We start from the raw sequence: 14,414 nt of genomic DNA, 5'->3' as shown, positions 1-14,414 counted from the left end.
TAGATATCAAGCTTCAGGAATTCGACACAATGGCCCACCCGGTTCTTCTCGACAACGTAGAGCATCATGATTTACGGTTGAGTATCGATGGGACCGCTTCTGCCGCCGACGATGTAAACCTGGTCCTGGTGGTCCCAACCGAGTTTGCCGAGGTCCAGCGCGAATATCCGATTCTGTTTCGCCAGTCGGCAAATGGTGGATTTCAAGCCTTTGCCCTCACCGGCCTGGACAAGGACGAAAATCTCTATCTTCAGGATGGCAAATGGCAGGCGCGCTATGTGCCGGCCATCCAGGCTCGCGGCCCGTTCCTGATCGGCTTCCGTGATCACGATGCAGATGGACAGGTGCAGAAGGAACCGATGATCATGGTCGACCTTGATCATCCGCGCATTAGCCGCAGCGAAGGCGAACCCCTGTTCCTTCCCCACGGCGGAAATGCCCCTGTATTGGAGCGCGTCACGCAGACCCTGCGTGTACTGCATGCCGGCGTTGAAATCGGCAATGCCATGTTTTCAGCCTTCCTGGAGGCAGGCCTTTTGGCGCCGCTGAATATCGATATCAACCTCGATGAAGAGACGCGATACCACCTGCCGGACTTCTTTTCGATCAGCCAGGAGGGTCTTAGTCAACTCGACGGCGCGACTCTGGAACGTTTAAATTCAGCAGGTTTCCTGGCTTCGGCATTTCATGTTCTTACGTCCATGAACAATTTTCAGCGCCTTATAGAGATGAAAAATCGCCGGCGTAAGGGCGTTTAATGGCACATATCCCAGTTCGAACCCGGGAATTGACCAGCATCGCGCCCGATCGCATTCCATATGACGAATTGATGGCCGCCCAGACACCGGTGATTCTGAAGGGCGTGGCCGTCGGCTGGCCCGTGGTCAGGGCAGGCCTGGACTCGGCAAATACCGCCATGGACTACCTCAAGTCCTTCTACCAGGGCCGTCCGGTTACCGGCTATACCGGCGCGCCGGAGATCGGTGGGCGCTTTTTCTACAATGCCGACATCAGCGGCATGAACTACGCTGCCGCCCGTATCCAACTCGACGCCTTTCTCGACCAGATCTCCGGCCACCTTGACGACGCAGCCCCGCCCTCCTTCTACATCGGTTCGACCGATCTCAGTCTCTACCTGCCGGGCTTTCGCGACCAGAACGATCTCGTGCTCAATCACGCTATGTTCGAGCGCAACCCGCCGCTCGCCAGCATCTGGATCGGCAACCGAACCACGGCGACCTGCCATTACGACATGTCGCACAATCTCGCCGTCTGCGTCGCCGGCCGTCGTCGCTTCACCCTGTTCCCACCGGCCCAGATCGAGAATCTCTATCCCGGCCCGCTGGAACCGACGCCAGGCGGCCAGGTGGTCAGCATGGTCGATTTCCGTGATCCGGATTTCGGGCGCTATCCGCGGTTTCGCGATGCGATGGCGCAGGGCCAGGTCGCCGAGATGGAGCCTGGCGACGTCCTCTTCTATCCCGCCCTGTGGTGGCACCATGTCGAAGCCCTGGCATCCTTCAATATCCTGGTCAATTACTGGTGGAATACGACGCCGGCCTTCATGGATACACCGATGAACAGCCTGCTGCTGGCCCTGATGTCGCTGCGTGATCGGCCACAGCCGGAAAAGGACGCCTGGCGCGCCGTGTTCGACTATTACATCTTCGGCGACGCCGAACGGCCGGCCGCCCACCTGCCCGAGGCTGCGCGCGGCAATCTGGCGCCGATGGATGAGATGAAGGCACGCCGCATGCGCGCGGCCCTGCTGAACAAACTGAATCGCTGACGAGAATAGGAAACCGAGCATGCAGGGACAGGTCATCAGGAAGGTCGTCGTGGCCGGCGGCGGCAGCGCGGGATGGTGTGCCGCGGCGGCGCTCAGCCGGATGCTGGGCCCCCTGCTCGACATCACCCTGGTCGAGTCGGAAGAAATCGGCATAGTCGGTGTCGGTGAAGCGACGATTCCGACGATTGGTGCGTTTCACCGCCTGCTCAGGCTGGATGAGCGCGACTTCATGCGCGCCACCAACGCCACCTTCAAGCTGGGCATCGCTTTCGAAAACTGGGCGCGCGACGGCGACCGCTATATCCACTCCTTCGGCGAAGTCGGCAAGTCGACCTGGCTGGTCCCCTTCCATCACCTGTGGCTGCAGGCCCGGGCCGATGGCGTGGCCGGCGATATCGGCGATTATTGCTACGAATTGCAGGCGGCAGAGGCCAACAAATTCCGCACCTCGGACAAGGAGCGCCTCAACTACGCCTATCATTTCGACGCGTCACTCTATGGGCAATATCTGCGCAAGTTGGTCGAGCCGGAAGGCGTCAAACGCGTCGAGGGCAAGATCGCGCAAGTCGAGCAGGACCCGCAGTCCGGCGACATCACCGCCCTGGTGCTGGAGTCCGGAACGCGCGTCGAGGGCGACCTGTTCATCGACTGCACGGGCTTCCGCGGCCTGCTGATCGAACAGACCCTGAAGACCGGCTATGAGGACTGGAGCCACTGGCTGCCGACCGATCGCGCCCTGGCTGTGCCGACGGAATCGGCCGGGCCACTGACGCCCTACACGCGCGCGGTCGCCCATGGCGAGGGCTGGCGTTGGCGCATTCCCCTGCAAAGCCGGGTGGGCAATGGTCTGGTCTATTGCAGCCACTATCTTTCGGACGACGAAGCTCACGACCGGCTGCTGGGCATGCTGGATGCGCCGCGTTTGGCGGAACCGCGCCAGGTGCGCTACCAGACCGGCCGCCGGCTGCTGAGCTGGAACAAGAACTGCATCACACTGGGCCTGTCGAGTGGCTTTATCGAACCGCTGGAATCGACCAGCATCCATCTGTTTCAGATCGGCGTCACCCGTCTGATCCAGCTGTTCCCGTTTACCGGCATCACCGACTCCGTCGTCCGGCGTTTTAACGACATGGCGCGGAATGAACTGGAAAGGGTCCGCGATTTCGTCGTGCTGCATTACAAGGTCAACCAGCGCGACGACACCGCCTTCTGGCGGGATCGCGCCGCCATGCCCGTTCCCGACAGCCTGACCGAACGGATCGAGCTGTTCGTCGAGAACGGCATTGCCTATCAGGCGCCGGACGACCTGTTCCGCCTCGATTCCTGGCTGCAGGTCCTGCTGGGCCAGGGCCTGGAACCCCAGGCCTGGCACCATCTCGGGCGGTTGACGAAGCGCGACCAGATGGCGCAATCCTTGAGCGGACTGAAGGCGCACATTGCGCGCGCCGTCGACAACCTGCCCGACCATGGAACCTTTATCCGCGAGTATCTGGCCTGACCTGGCGGGCCGATCATGCTATGGACGGTCCGTACAATACTTTCGAGAGGTTCGGCGTCATGTCCGCGCGCTTTTTCACGCCGATACTGACGATCGCATGGCTTACGGCGAGTAGCACTGCAGCGGCCGAGGCGCCCCACCGCTTTTCCGGCGAGATCAGCGCCGGGCTGCAGTACGACAGCAATGTCACGATCGACGAGATCGACCGGGTCAGCCATGTCGGTGATATCGCCGCCGTCCTGGAAGCCCAGATCGGCTGGAAAGCGCCGGTCGGCCAGGCGACGGACCTGAGCTTTAATTACGACCTGACCCAGACACGGCACCAGGATTTTACAGCGTTCAATCTGCAAAGTCATGCGGCATCGGCGCAACTGGATCACCATTTCGGCGGCGTCACGGCCAGTCTGAACGGGCGCTATGTCCGTAATTTTCTGGCCGGAAACGGATTTTCGTCCACGCATCAGGTGGCGGCGATCCTGAGCCGGAACTTTGGCACGACCTACCAGTTGCGCGGCGCCTATGCCCGCAGCGAACGCACCTATGATGGCCGGCCGCAGCGCGATGCCGTCAACCAGACCCTGTCATTGGATGGCTACTATTATCTGTCAGGCGCCGCCAACTACCTGTCCGCCGGCGTGCGCCATAGCAACGAAACGGCGAACGCCAGCCCGTTCAGCTTCGACAGCAACGCTTTGCGATTAAAAGCCGGTCGCAAATTCCGCTGGCAGGCGCACGTCGTAACCGGACAACTGACGTGGCAATACGAGGACCGGCGCTACGAGGGCGTGACGGCATCGATCGGCGCGGCCCGGCATGACCGGCGAACCGGACTTCTGGGGCATCTGGAAATGGCGATCGGACATAGGCTGACACTGAGCACCGACTATGCCGCCGGCGATTACGCCTCCAACCTGCCGTCGGCCGACTACGGCCAACAGGTCGCCACGGTGCGCATCGGCGCAGCTTTTTAAGCGTCGTAAACGGCGGCCTTGATGGCGCTTACAAGATTTTCCGGCGAAAACGGCTTGGCGATATGGCCGTCCATGCCGGCGGCATGACATTTGGCGATGTCACGCTTCATGACATTGGATGTGAGGGCCAGGATCGGAACCGTGGCCCCGGCATCGCGCAGGCGCTTGGTGGCTTCAAGTCCGCCCATGATGGGCATCTGCATGTCGAGCAGGATGAGATCAAAGACCTGGCTGGAGGCCGCTTCAACGGCGGCGACGCCATCGTTGACGGCCGTGACATCGATCAATTCCCTTGATAAAACCACGCTTATCAGGTCGCGGACCATTTCCTGATCTTCGGCCAGGAGGATCTTCAAACCGGCAATCGAGCGGCGCTGGCGACGGCGAGCGTCTTCGGCGGAAACACCGCCGTTTTCTGTAATCTTCAACGGTATCGACATAAGCGTTCTTTCGCGCCAATAAGGAATGGCTTCAAAACAGGATAGAGCAAAAGCGTTAAACAACGGTTTTGGCCTGGCAAAGGGAGAGATTAGGTATGAAGTTACAGGGCTTAGGCGCGCTCGTGGCGTGCTGTTTACTGGTTCTGGCTCCGTCGGGGCCAGCATTGGCCAAGTCGAAGCCAGCCGTCTGGGTGCCGACCTGGTACGCCGCTCCCGAGCCCAACGGATGGGACCCGGTCGAACTGAAGGACACCACGGTCCGTCAGGTCGTCCATGTCAGTGCCGGCGGCACCGGCCTGCGCCTGCGCCTGTCGAACATGTATGGCACGACGCCCCTGCATATAGACGCCATTTCTGTGGCGCCGCGCGCGACGGGCAGCGCCATCGTGCCGGATGCCAGCCGAGGCGTCACCTTCCAGGGCCAGACCGGCGTCACCATCGCGCCGGGCGCCCAGGTCCTGAGCGATCCCATCGCCTTCACGGTCGCGCCCTATAGCGACCTGTCGGTCAGCCTCTATGCCGCGGGGCCGGTCAAGACCGGCACCATGCATGTGGTTCAGCGCAACGCCGCCTATTTTGCTACCGGCAACCAGGTCGCATCCGAGACGCTAAGCAATCTTGCCGCCAATCCGCCCAGCGGCCAGTCGTGGTTGTGGCTCAGCGAGGTCGAGGTCAGCGGCTCGAAGGCAAAAAAGACCGTGGTCCTGTTCGGCGATTCGATCACGGATGGTGTGGGCCCCTTGAACGATATCAACGCCACCTGGCCGGATTATCTGGGACAGCGCTTCAAGGACAAGAAGATCGATATGGGCGTCGCCAATGCCGCGATCAGTGGCAACCGCCTGGCCAATAACGGTGGCTGGGCCGCGTTCGGCATCGCCGGCCTAGCCCGCTTCGACAGCGATGTGCTGGCGCAACCCAATGTCGGCGCCGTCATTGTAGCGCTGGGGATCAACGATATCGGCCAGGTCGGGGCCGGGGCGCCGCCGGAACAGTTCCAGTCGGCCCAGGCGATCGAGGACGGATTGAGCCAGTTGGCCGAGCGGGCGCACGACCGCGGCCTGAAGATCTATGTCGGGACGCTGATGCCGTTTCGCGACACGACGATCAAGGATTACTTTTCGGAGGACAAGGAGAAGATCCGCCAGGCAGTCAATGCGTGGATTCGCAGCCAGACGGTATTTGACGGCGTCGCCGATTTCGACAGGGCTCTGGAGGACCCGGCCGTGCCCGGCAAGATGCTGGCCCTGTACGATTGTGGTGATCATCTGCACCCCAGCGCCGAGGGCAACAAGGCTATTGCGGACGCCGTGCCGCTGAAATGGTTTAAATAATACAAGCTGCAATGACGCTGACTCATTGCAGCTTGGCAAGGGCGACCGCCCGCCCGAGCTATGCGAGGAGCCATCGGGGGCGCCCGTGCGACGGCGCTTGAGCTGAAAAAAAGCGAATACCAACCTGCACCTTACGTGTCAGTATCTGTGCAGGTTGGTATAAGTCAGACTTATCGGCGTTAATAGGTTTGACCCTATGCCGGCAAGGTGGTTAACTCCCGGGAAAATATCTGGGAGGATATCATGACCATTGACCGTCGTGGCCTGTTGTTTGCGGCCGGGGCCCTGCCCTGGCTGGCCAATTCCGCCGCCGCTGCAACCGGAAAGGCCGAAGGCCAGCCCTTGCTGGGCAATCCACCCGTGCCCGAACCTTTCGCCAACCGCGCCCGCTGGGCCATTGTCGGCCTGGGCACCTTCGCCACCGGCCAGATCATGCCCGTCTTCGGATCGTCGGCGAAGTCGCGCATGACGGCCTTCGTGTCGGGTAATCCACAAAAAGCACGCGACCTGGGCGCCCATTACGGGGTCAGCCGGTTCTATGATTACAACAACTTCGACCGTATCGCCGACGACAAGGAGATCGACGTCGTCTATATCGCCCTGCCCGTCGCCCTGCACGCGGAATACGCCATCCGGGCGCTGAAGGCCGGCAAGCACGTGTTATGTGAAAAGCCGATGGCAGCGACGGTCGCCGAATGCGAGGCGATGATCGCCGCCGCTAAGGCTGCCAACCGCCAGCTTGGCGTCGCCTACCGTGTCCATTTCGAACCCAACAATGTCGAGGCCATCCGCCGCCTTAAGGCCGGCGAAATCGGCGCCTTGCGCCATGTATCCGGCGACGCCGGTTTCTCGGCCAATCCGGACTATCCGCCGCACAAATGGCGGCTGCAGAAGGCCCTGGCCGGCGGCGGATCGATGTACGACATCGGCATCTATGCCCTCAATGCCTGCCTGTGGGCGGCGGGCGAAGAACCGACTTCGGTGACGGCTGTTTATTCGACGCCGAAGGGCGATCCACGCTTTACCGAGGTCGAGGGCGGGGTCGAGTGGCGCCTGCGTTTCCCATCGGGCATTTCGGCGCAAGGCTCGTCATCCTATTGTTACCACTACAGCAGCCGCCAGCAGTTGTTTGGCGCGCAGGGCAATATCTGCCTGACGCCATCGATGGACTATGGCAATATCGGCATGACGGTGCAGCATGCGGACTTCGTGTCGCAGCAGATCCGCGCCGGCAATGCGGCGAACCAGTTTGTCGGCCAGATCGATGGCTTCTCGCAGGCAGCCTTGAGCAATACGCCGCACCTGACCGGCGGCGACATGGGACTACGCGATATCCGGCTGATCCAGGCCATCTACCGCAGCGCGGATGCCGACGGCGCGATCGTCAAATTATGAGGTCCGTTATGAAAGTGTTATTCGCCCTGCTGGCCTTTGCGGCTCTTCCGGCTGCAGCCGCAGCACCCGTCCGGCCTCAGATCACCGGCGTGTCGCATATCGCCGTCTACAGCGCCGATCCGGCAAAGACCGAAGTCTTTTACACGCACAATCTGGGCGCCATGAAAGGCGTCGATCCGGAAAATCCGGCTGGTGTGCGTTACTATCTGTCGGCAAGCCAGTATGTCGAGGTCCTGCCCCTGCCCGCCGATGCCGGCCGCAACCGGCTCGACCATGTCGCCTTCGCGACGGCTGACGCGGAAGCGTTGCGGCAGTATCTGGCGGCGAAGAAAGTGGCTGTGCCGGCCGCAGTGACGAAGGCCAGCGATGGCAGCCGTTATTTCTCGGTCAGCGATCCGGAAGGCAACCGCGTCGAGTTCGTCCAGGCGCCTGCGGTCTTGCCTGCGGTGCCGGTCAATCCGCTGGCCGGGCGGATCATTCATGTCGGTTATATCATCCACGACCGGGCGAAGGAGGACGGCTTCTTCCGCGAGATACTGGGCTTCAAACCCTACTGGTTCGGCGGCTTCGAAGAGGACAAGCCGACCTGGATATCACAGCAGGTGCCCGACGGCACCGACTGGATCGAATATATGATCGCCGGTCCGGTGGATGGGAAGGGCATTCCGGAGGGTATGAGCCAGAAGACGGCTGGGGTGCTGAACCATTTTTCGCTGGGCGTGCCCAATATCGAGGCGGCCTATACGCTGTTGTGGAACGGCGGCCGGCTGGAAGGTCAGAGCGAACTGCCGAAAATCGGCCGCGACGCCAAGTGGCAGCTGAACCTGTATGACCCGGACGGGACGCGGGCCGAGATCATGGAACTGAAGGCAGTAGGAACGCCGTGCTGCTCACCGTTTACGGCGGAGGATCCTAAGGAATAGGTCCCAAAGCGGCCTGGACTTTCTTCGGCAGAGCGGCGCGGATCAGGCGGTAGGAATCGACAATCCGCCCCCGCACCTCGTCGGCGTCGACACCCCACGGCATTTGAATCCATGAACGGTGCAGATAGGCCGCGCGCTGGCCGATGCCGGCCTCGATCAGCATTTCGGCGGTTTCGACATCGGCGGTCTTGACCGACACACCCGGCGACACTGCTCCAGTGACGGCGAACATCTTGCCGCCGACCTTCCACGCGTCATGGCCTCCGCCCCATGGGTCGGAAACTTCTGCCCCGGGCAGGGCGGCGCAGACAGAATTGACGAAATCCCGGTTCATACCCCCACGGTAACATACTCGTGCCGGGCGTAAAGCCGGTTACCAAATTAACCTATTGGCAATCTTCCCGGATGATATTAATCTTTATCGTCCCCTTATGTTTTTGCGACGCGTACCATGTCCCTGCTTGATAAATTGCTGCTGCCGAAAAAGATCATCCTGGCCGGATGGATCATGATCGCAACACTGGCCATCGCCATTCCGGTCCAGTATTTCACCGGGTTTGTGACCGTGCCCTATGTGAAGACCGTGTTCTTCTATCTGCTGCTCGACTATTGCTGGACGACGTTCCGGCGCGAGTATCTGGGCGGCCGGTTTTAGGCTTCCAAGCACTTTTGCCCTATGTCATAGTTTCGTTCACAAGATCGGCATCAGGCGGATCTCGCGCCGGCGTGCCGGCGCCATAGTGAAGGGGCAAACTATGAATATGACGCAAGCGATCCAGAGTGGGTTCAAAAACTACTTCAATTTCGAAGGGCGGGCATCGCGTTCGGAATTCTGGTGGTTCTATCTGTCATTCATTCTTTTCTTAATCGCCTCTTTTGCAATCATCTTTGCCGGGGCTGCGATCGAAGGTCCAAATCATGTCGAGGGCCAGTTTCCGTTGGTCAGCGGCATCGGCGCCATCGTCTTGGCTTTGGGATTCCTGGCTTACTTTATTCCGCTTTGGGCCATGAGATTCCGCCGTCTGCACGACGCAAACCATACCGCGGTCTGGCTGTTGATTGCCTTTGTGCCGTTTGGCGGCATTGTGTTGCTGGTCTTCTTTTGCCAGGCGGGCCTGCCCTTCGACAACAAGTACGGCCCCAGTCCCCTCAAGCTGGGACGTGGAAGATCGACCTGGACCAGCGATCCGGTTGCTTGAACTGCGTGTCGTCAGACCCATTTATTGAGGCCGTGGGCCGTTTTCCAGGCGCTGACCGCGGCATGGCGCTTGGTTTCGGCCGCCTTCACGCTGTCGCTGTGCAGGGATTTCAGCTGACGCTGATTGTCATAAACATTCGACAGCCATGAAGACCAGGTCGGCGCCGCCGCCTCTTTTTCCTGGCTGACCATCAGGGTCACCAGGGCCTGAGTAGCCGGCGACGCCTTCAGGGCGTCGGTGAAATAGCTGCGGCTTTCATTTTCGCTGAGCGAACCGTTCTGATCGGCATCCAGCTTGTCGAAAACGCCTTCGACCTCGCTGTTGTTCTTTGTCTTGCCAAGCTTGCCCAGGATCTGCGAATCCTTGAGGTCTTTCAGGGAAATCGCCTTGTCGCCATTGCTGTCGAGTTGCTTGAACAGCTTGTGCTGAAGCATGAGCTGCTGGGCGCTGACGCCTTTCGTAGCAGATATGGTCGAGATGGAGCTGGTCATTCTGACACCGGATGCGAGACGGTCAGTCTTACATCGTCAGCCTTAATGTCTCGTTCATGGATAGGTTGCCGGACCGGTTTATTATCACGCAGCGATCGAGGTTGTGGTTGTGGCCGCAGAGACTGTCGCCGCGGTGCTCGATCTGTAGGCGTCCAGCGCCGTCAGAAGCTCCTGCATCAGGGCCGTCAGGTCCTGGGACGATGTCGTCTGCGTGGTCGAAGCCTCAGCGGCCTCCTCCGGCTTGCCAGGACCGCGTGGCCCACCCGGCCCTTGGGATTTCATCATGGCGTCGAACGTATCTTTTTCGTCCGAGGTAACCGTACCGTCGCCGTCCGTGTCCATCTTGCTGAACTGTTCGTCGGCCTTGCTGGTGTTCGTATCGCCGTGCACCGAGGTGCCGTAGGATTCGAACTCGGCCTGGGTCAGGCTGCCGTCACCATCGCTGTCCATGTCCGACAGCGAAGGCGGGGTGAAGCCGCCGCCCGCGCCCTGGGCCTGCAGCAGGCCCGCCATGGTGTCGGGCGCCATGCCACCCTGGAAGAAGCCGGCATTTTCCGTGGTGGTTCCGCTCGCCCCTGTTGAGCCGCCGGAAGCCCTGGACGCGCTTTGCGGCGGCATGGGCAGTGGTCCGGAGGGTCGTGTCTGGGCGACAGACCAGCTCATTTGAGATCCGGATACAGATCCGATCGTCATCTTGCTCTCCTCTACATGAAGCCGGCAGACTTACCGGCACAGCAAAGGAAACAATTTCCCAATTAACAAGATATTATTTTAACGCATATTTCAATACTGAAATACCTTAAACACAATCCAACCTCACGTTAAACAACACTAGCCTGGGTCCATTACATACACAACACAAAATATGTACACATTTTCCATGGTCAATATTTGCCGGGCATGTCTTGCCGGTGCACCGCTCCGCTTGCATACGCGCGGCCGATTGGTTAGTCTCGAATCCGCGCCCGAATTTGACCATAAAGCGTGCCTAAGCCACACCCGACCCTCTTGTCCTTCCGTAACCGCCCGAAGATGAGCCGCCTCATGCGCACAACCGCCCTCGCCATCAGCCTGTCCCTCGCGTTCGGCACCCTCACGTTCGGGGCCGTCAGCGCCATGGCCCAACCCGCCCCGCCCCCTGGTGGCGGTTATATCGGCACGGGCGTAGGTCAGACCGTGTTCTTCTCGCCCGCCGGCCAGCCTTTCCGAGCCGCCGCGGGCCAGCCCTATCCGGTTGCCGTGTGGTTTGCCCAGGCCGATGCGGACAAGGACGGCAAGATCAGCCAGACGGAATTCCTCGAGGACAGTGCGGCCTTCTTCCAGAAGCTGGACGTTAATCGCGACCACTTTGTCAACAGCCCCGAGAATACGAACTACGAGACCCGGATCGCACCGGAAATCACCCGCATCGATCCGCGCATCGCGCAACCTGTCTATCGTGCCCGCCAGCCCGATCCCGATATGGGCGCCAATCAGAGCCCGAATGACAACCGCTACATCAAGAAGGTCCAGGGCGCCTCGCAATACGGCCTGATCGATGAACCGCAGCCGATCCGCGCCGCCGATTCCAATCTCGATTTCCGCGTATCGATTGACGAATGGGTCGCGGCCAGCGTCCAGCGCTTTTCCATTCTCGACGTCAATGGCGACGGCGCCATCACCGCCGATGAACTGCCCAAGACGCCGGCGCAACTGGCCTCCGAGGCGCCTCCGCCCGAAGCGGGCAAGAAGGACAAGAAAAAACATTTTTTCGGAAACAATTAGGATTGAAGGCATAGGTTTACGCCGACGCGGCATAAACCTGCAAAAAAGCGCCCCGGAATTAGGCAAGCCACGCGTGTTTTATCTCGCCATAAGCATCCCCCTGTGTTAAGGGCGCAAATTCTTTTTTTGACCGGTTTCGGTCTTGGGGCGGCGCGCAGGTGTACAAGAAGGTTCATAAACTGGGTCTGTTCGGATTGGGGGCATTTGGCCGCCTGATCGTCAAACACCTGTCGCCCTATTTCGATATCTATGCCCACGATCCGAGCCCGCAGGCGCGGGCCTTCGCCAAGCGCAACAACGTCTTTCTGGTCGATTTCGAGGAAGCCGCCGCCTGCCGCATCGTTGTCCTGGCCACGCCCATCCGCACCATGAAGGCCCTGGCCGAGCGGATCGCGCCCTTCGTTCATCCGCGTGCCCTGGTCATCGACGTCGGCTCGGTCAAGATGAAGCCGGCCAGGTGGCTGGAGGACGCCCTGCCGAAGAGCGCCTATATCCTGTGCACCCATCCCTTGTTCGGGCCGCAATCGGCGCGCAAGGGCATCCACGACCTGGAAATCGTCGTCTGTCCGGTCAGGGTGCGACGACTGGCGCCGATCATCCGCTTTTTCCGCGATACACTGGACCTGAAGGTATCGGTGGCGTCGCCAGAACAGCACGACAAGGCCCTGGCGGCCGTGCAGGGCCTGACCCACCTGATTGCCAAGGTGCTGAGCGGGCTGGAGCCCCTGCCGACGGTGCATACGACGCGGTCGTACGATCTGATGATGCAGGGGGTCGGGCTGGTGTCGGGCGATTCCGACGAACTGTTCCTCAGCATCGAACGCGACAATCCGTTCGCCGCCGAGGTGCGCAAGCGGTTCTTCCATGAGATCGATGCGTTGCGCAATCGCCTGGAAGCGCATGATGGCAACGGGTCCGGGAAATAATCCCGGCGCCCTTGCCAGGCACGATGAGACAGCTCCATCGCGCCTGACATAGGTGAAAACTACCAGATCTAGCCGATCTTCTGGGCCAGGCGTTCCTGGCCATCGCGGATCAACTGCGCGGCGGCGTCCGGCTCGACCCAGCCGATAACCTTGGTCGACTTATTCTTTTCCAGATCCTTGTAGTGAGCAAAGAAGTGGGTGATCTGCTCGATCAGGATCGGCGGCATCTGGCGGTAGCTGGCGACATTGGCGTAGAAGGGGTGCAGCTTGTCGACCGGAACGGCGAGGATTTTCTCGTCGCGACCAGCCTCGTCTTCCATGACCAGGGCGCCGATCGGGCGCGAACGGATGACCACGCCCGGATAGACCGGTGTCGGACCGACGACCAGAATATCACACGGATCGCCGTCATCGGCCAGGGTGTGCGGGATGAAGCCGTAGTTCCCGGGATAAAACATGGCCGTATAGAGGAAGCGGTCAACGAACAGGGCGCCGGAATCCTTGTCCATCTCGTATTTCACCGGCATGCCGCCGGCCGGGATTTCGATGACGGCATGGATGTCCCAAGGGGCGTTCGGCCCAACGGAAATTTTGTCTATATTCATGTGCTCGACTTTTGGGGAGAAAGCGAAGGACTGGAGGGTAGAAAGCGAAAAGTTGCGCTTTCATAAGGGTTTGCGGCCTTTCGCACAAGCGAAGAAAACACGAATCGCGCGTTTGTTCCATATTGCGGCGTGCGCGCCTTACAAAGCCGCTCTTCACCAGCCCGACTCAGCCTAGGTTTACCATCTGCCTGATCTTACGCCGGAATGATTGCCATGAACGCCCTGAACGCCGTCCTCGGCGCCGCCACCCACAATCCGATCGATACGCTGGCCCTGCTGTTTTTTGCTTTCTGCTGGCTGGGCTACGAGCCCTTCCTGCGCCAGATATCCAAGAAGTCCGGCCTGCTCGTGCGCGACCTCAGCGTCGTGCGCGCCGCCTGGATGAAGGAGATGACCATACGTGGTCTGAAGCTGTTCGATTCCAACCTGATGGCCCATGCTGTCAATTCAGCGGCCAACTTCTCCTCCGCCAACCTGCTGCTGATCGCGGCAGTCGGCGGTGTCCTGTTCAGCGGCCAGCTTCCCATTACAACCATTCGCAATTTTGGCATCGACGTGCAGACCGTCCTGCTGTTCCAGATGAAGCTCGGCCTGATTGTCGTTTGTCTGGCGCGTGGCCTGCTCGACTTCATCTGGGCGACACGCCAGATGAACTATTGCGCCGCCGCCATGGGATCGCTGCCCGAACTGATGGATGCGCGTACAGCGGATGAATTCGCCGGCGCGCTGACCAATATTCTGGAACCCGCCATGTCTAGCTTTTCCCAGGGCGTGCGCGGTTATTATTTTTCGCTCGCTTCGGCGGCCTGGCTGTTCGGCCCCATCCCCCTGATTATAGCGTCGCTCGGGGCGGTGGCCCTGCTTGGCTGGCGACAGTCGCGCTCGCAGTCGGCACGTGGTCTGCGCCGGTTGCGCGAACTGCTTGAAGCCCACCCCTATCCAACCCCCACCCGGCCGCTTGATATCGCGCCTGCGCAAAATTTGGACAAAAATGGTGCATCGCACAATGAACAAGGCTAGGTCGCGCCACAAAGCTTCACATAAAAGCCTTATTCTTTCGCCGAATTGTAACGATACGT

17 protein-coding genes are annotated in these 14,414 nt (G+C 60.4%); 12 read left to right on the top strand and 5 right to left on the bottom strand.

The genetic code is table 11. The features are described 5' to 3' along the window. Positions 1–29 precede the first annotated feature (29 nt). Genes AC1DXO_RS01765 through AC1DXO_RS01750 form a run of 4 tightly spaced genes read left to right on the top strand, consistent with a single transcriptional unit; the run spans position 30 to position 4,258 of the window. A complete protein-coding gene (locus AC1DXO_RS01765) occupies positions 30–758 on the top strand; it encodes a SapC family protein (RefSeq protein ID WP_476976362.1) in 729 nt (242 codons plus the stop codon). Then, positions 758–1,789, top strand: coding sequence for a cupin-like domain-containing protein (locus AC1DXO_RS01760; protein ID WP_476976361.1), 1,032 nt, complete (start codon positions 758–760; stop codon positions 1,787–1,789). The genes AC1DXO_RS01765 and AC1DXO_RS01760 overlap by 1 nt, the downstream gene beginning before the upstream one ends. A 19-nt stretch (positions 1,790–1,808) precedes the next feature. After that, on the top strand, positions 1,809–3,287 hold the full coding sequence (locus AC1DXO_RS01755) for a tryptophan halogenase family protein (protein ID WP_476976360.1): 1,479 nt from the start codon (positions 1,809–1,811) through the stop codon (positions 3,285–3,287). Between the two features lie 59 nt (positions 3,288–3,346). Then, positions 3,347–4,258, top strand: a complete 912-nt coding sequence (locus AC1DXO_RS01750) for a surface lipoprotein assembly modifier (RefSeq protein ID WP_476976359.1) — start codon at positions 3,347–3,349, stop codon at positions 4,256–4,258. Here the strand turns inward: AC1DXO_RS01750 and AC1DXO_RS01745 are convergent. Next, positions 4,255–4,698, bottom strand: coding sequence for a response regulator (locus tag AC1DXO_RS01745; RefSeq protein WP_476976358.1), 444 nt, complete (start codon positions 4,696–4,698; stop codon positions 4,255–4,257). The two genes, AC1DXO_RS01750 and AC1DXO_RS01745, sit on opposite strands and share 4 nt — an antisense overlap. 164 nt (positions 4,699–4,862) lie before the next feature. Between AC1DXO_RS01745 and AC1DXO_RS01740 the strand changes: the two genes are divergently transcribed. From AC1DXO_RS01740 to AC1DXO_RS01730, 3 genes are all read left to right on the top strand, one after another. Next, on the top strand, positions 4,863–6,032 hold the full coding sequence (locus AC1DXO_RS01740) for an SGNH/GDSL hydrolase family protein (RefSeq protein ID WP_476976357.1): 1,170 nt from the start codon (positions 4,863–4,865) through the stop codon (positions 6,030–6,032). Positions 6,033–6,275: 243 nt separating this feature from the next. Then, the gene (locus tag AC1DXO_RS01735; protein WP_476976356.1) at positions 6,276–7,427 is read left to right on the top strand and encodes a Gfo/Idh/MocA family protein; all 1,152 of its coding nucleotides are present in this window, start codon (positions 6,276–6,278) and stop codon (positions 7,425–7,427) included. Between the two features lie 8 nt (positions 7,428–7,435). Further along, entirely contained in the window at positions 7,436–8,350 is a 915-nt protein-coding gene (locus tag AC1DXO_RS01730) for a VOC family protein (RefSeq protein WP_476976355.1), read from the top strand. Here the strand turns inward: AC1DXO_RS01730 and AC1DXO_RS01725 are convergent. After that, positions 8,340–8,684: an MmcQ/YjbR family DNA-binding protein gene (locus AC1DXO_RS01725; protein WP_476976354.1), complete on the bottom strand. Its 345-nt coding sequence runs from the start codon at positions 8,682–8,684 to the stop codon at positions 8,340–8,342. The two genes, AC1DXO_RS01730 and AC1DXO_RS01725, sit on opposite strands and share 11 nt — an antisense overlap. 117 nt (positions 8,685–8,801) lie before the next feature. On the opposite strand from AC1DXO_RS01725, the gene AC1DXO_RS01720 reads away from it, so the two are divergent. Together AC1DXO_RS01720 and AC1DXO_RS01715 are read left to right on the top strand one after the other, a co-directional pair. After that, complete coding sequence (locus AC1DXO_RS01720) at positions 8,802–9,005, top strand: hypothetical protein (RefSeq protein ID WP_476976353.1); 204 nt, start codon at positions 8,802–8,804, stop codon at positions 9,003–9,005. Between the two features lie 100 nt (positions 9,006–9,105). Then, complete coding sequence (locus tag AC1DXO_RS01715; protein WP_476976352.1) at positions 9,106–9,549, top strand: DUF805 domain-containing protein; 444 nt, start codon at positions 9,106–9,108, stop codon at positions 9,547–9,549. 11 nt (positions 9,550–9,560) lie between these two features. Here AC1DXO_RS01715 and AC1DXO_RS01710 read toward each other — a convergent pair whose 3' ends face one another. Next, positions 9,561–10,040, bottom strand: coding sequence for an EF-hand domain-containing protein (locus AC1DXO_RS01710; protein ID WP_476976351.1), 480 nt, complete (start codon positions 10,038–10,040; stop codon positions 9,561–9,563). Positions 10,041–10,124: 84 nt separating this feature from the next. Further along, positions 10,125–10,703 (bottom strand): EF-hand domain-containing protein, encoded by a 579-nt coding sequence (locus AC1DXO_RS01705; protein ID WP_476976350.1) that lies wholly within the window; start codon positions 10,701–10,703, stop codon positions 10,125–10,127. 381 nt (positions 10,704–11,084) lie between these two features. On the opposite strand from AC1DXO_RS01705, the gene AC1DXO_RS01700 reads away from it, so the two are divergent. Beyond that, on the top strand, positions 11,085–11,804 hold the full coding sequence (locus AC1DXO_RS01700) for an EF-hand domain-containing protein (RefSeq protein WP_476976349.1): 720 nt from the start codon (positions 11,085–11,087) through the stop codon (positions 11,802–11,804). Between the two features lie 158 nt (positions 11,805–11,962). Continuing rightward, on the top strand, positions 11,963–12,730 hold the full coding sequence (locus tag AC1DXO_RS01695; RefSeq protein WP_476976348.1) for a prephenate dehydrogenase/arogenate dehydrogenase family protein: 768 nt from the start codon (positions 11,963–11,965) through the stop codon (positions 12,728–12,730). Positions 12,731–12,798: 68 nt separating this feature from the next. Here the strand turns inward: AC1DXO_RS01695 and ppa are convergent, their stop codons facing one another. Further along, positions 12,799–13,335 carry an inorganic diphosphatase gene (ppa, locus tag AC1DXO_RS01690; protein ID WP_476976347.1) on the bottom strand — a complete coding sequence of 179 codons (537 nt, stop codon included), beginning with the start codon at positions 13,333–13,335 and terminating at the stop codon, positions 12,799–12,801. A gap of 213 nt (positions 13,336–13,548) precedes the next feature. On the opposite strand from ppa, the gene AC1DXO_RS01685 reads away from it, so the two are divergent. Beyond that, the gene (locus tag AC1DXO_RS01685; RefSeq protein ID WP_476976346.1) at positions 13,549–14,355 is read left to right on the top strand and encodes a DUF599 domain-containing protein; all 807 of its coding nucleotides are present in this window, start codon (positions 13,549–13,551) and stop codon (positions 14,353–14,355) included. Positions 14,356–14,414 lie beyond the last annotated feature (59 nt).

Source organism: Asticcacaulis sp. P2_C5 (assembly GCF_056404555.1).
The sequence above is the reverse complement of the archived record's forward strand: the minus strand, read 5'-3'. Positions and strand labels throughout refer to the sequence as shown.

Bases quoted from the DNA above. Each gene is read 5' to 3' on its own strand.
- AC1DXO_RS01745 (WP_476976358.1), bottom strand. From the start codon at position 4,698: ATGTCGATACCGTTGAAGATTACAGAAAACGGCGGTGTTTCCGCCGAA.
- AC1DXO_RS01710 (WP_476976351.1), bottom strand. From the start codon at position 10,040: ATGACCAGCTCCATCTCGACCATATCTGCTACGAAAGGCGTCAGCGCC.
- AC1DXO_RS01705 (WP_476976350.1), bottom strand. From the start codon at position 10,703: ATGAGCTGGTCTGTCGCCCAGACACGACCCTCCGGACCACTGCCCATG.
- AC1DXO_RS01760 (WP_476976361.1), top strand. From the start codon at position 758: ATGGCACATATCCCAGTTCGAACCCGGGAATTGACCAGCATCGCGCCC.
- AC1DXO_RS01685 (WP_476976346.1), top strand. From the start codon at position 13,549: ATGAACGCCCTGAACGCCGTCCTCGGCGCCGCCACCCACAATCCGATC.
- AC1DXO_RS01750 (WP_476976359.1), top strand. From the start codon at position 3,347: ATGTCCGCGCGCTTTTTCACGCCGATACTGACGATCGCATGGCTTACG.
- AC1DXO_RS01765 (WP_476976362.1), top strand. From the start codon at position 30: ATGGCCCACCCGGTTCTTCTCGACAACGTAGAGCATCATGATTTACGG.
- AC1DXO_RS01715 (WP_476976352.1), top strand. From the start codon at position 9,106: ATGAATATGACGCAAGCGATCCAGAGTGGGTTCAAAAACTACTTCAAT.
- AC1DXO_RS01725 (WP_476976354.1), bottom strand. From the start codon at position 8,684: ATGAACCGGGATTTCGTCAATTCTGTCTGCGCCGCCCTGCCCGGGGCA.
- AC1DXO_RS01700 (WP_476976349.1), top strand. From the start codon at position 11,085: ATGCGCACAACCGCCCTCGCCATCAGCCTGTCCCTCGCGTTCGGCACC.
- AC1DXO_RS01730 (WP_476976355.1), top strand. From the start codon at position 7,436: ATGAAAGTGTTATTCGCCCTGCTGGCCTTTGCGGCTCTTCCGGCTGCA.
- AC1DXO_RS01735 (WP_476976356.1), top strand. From the start codon at position 6,276: ATGACCATTGACCGTCGTGGCCTGTTGTTTGCGGCCGGGGCCCTGCCC.
- AC1DXO_RS01720 (WP_476976353.1), top strand. From the start codon at position 8,802: ATGTCCCTGCTTGATAAATTGCTGCTGCCGAAAAAGATCATCCTGGCC.
- ppa (WP_476976347.1), bottom strand. From the start codon at position 13,335: ATGAATATAGACAAAATTTCCGTTGGGCCGAACGCCCCTTGGGACATC.
- AC1DXO_RS01755 (WP_476976360.1), top strand. From the start codon at position 1,809: ATGCAGGGACAGGTCATCAGGAAGGTCGTCGTGGCCGGCGGCGGCAGC.